The following is a 644-nucleotide window of genomic DNA, read 5'->3' on the forward strand; positions in this document are numbered from 1 at the left end:
ACCTCGAGCCTTTCGAAAGGTGTGATCGCCGCCCTCGCCGCGACGCATACGGTCATGCCGGCAAGAGCAGGCGGGGCAACTCACCCCGCAGGGGAGGCTGAAGCGGATGCGTGACCGGATCGCACCGGCACAGGTGCTGGCGGCGGCTGAGGGCGCCGCGCCGGTACGTTCGCTGGACGTCGTCGCGGACAACCTGCGGGAGCGGTTCGGCGCACGGTATGTGTCGTTCCTGTTCGCCGAACAGGCCCGCCAGACCCACCAGGCACTCCTCGACCACGGCCGGCGCACCTTCGCCACCGGCCAGCTGCTGCGCATCACCCTGGACGGCAGCGGCGCCCAGCTCGTCAACGCCGGCCACCCCTGGCCCCTGCTGCTGCGCGACGGCCAGGCCGAACAACTCCACCTGACCGTGAACCTGCCCTTCGGCGTTGCCTGGCAGGGCGCCTACCGGGTGCAGGACCTCTACCTGCGCCCCGGTGACCGCCTCCTGCTCTACACCGACAGCATGCAGGAACGCGAAGCGGAGACCGCCGACCTGCCCCGCATCCTCAGCGCTACCGCCGCCGAACACCCCCGCGAGGTCGTGCGCACCCTGATCGGCGCCGTCACCGACGCCCACCACGGCGGACAGCCCCGAGACGACG

The 644-nt window shown here is 71.4% G+C and carries 1 pseudogene; it reads left to right on the forward strand.

Going from position 1 to position 644, the window contains the following annotated elements:
* Positions 1–208 precede the first annotated feature (208 nt).
* Positions 209–644 (forward strand): annotated as a pseudogene (locus tag KUF83_RS16420) (PP2C family protein-serine/threonine phosphatase); the annotation flags it as partial.

The sequence above is a fragment of the Streptomyces sp. BV286 genome, assembly GCF_019090165.1.
GTDB lineage: Bacteria > Actinomycetota > Actinomycetes > Streptomycetales > Streptomycetaceae > Streptomyces.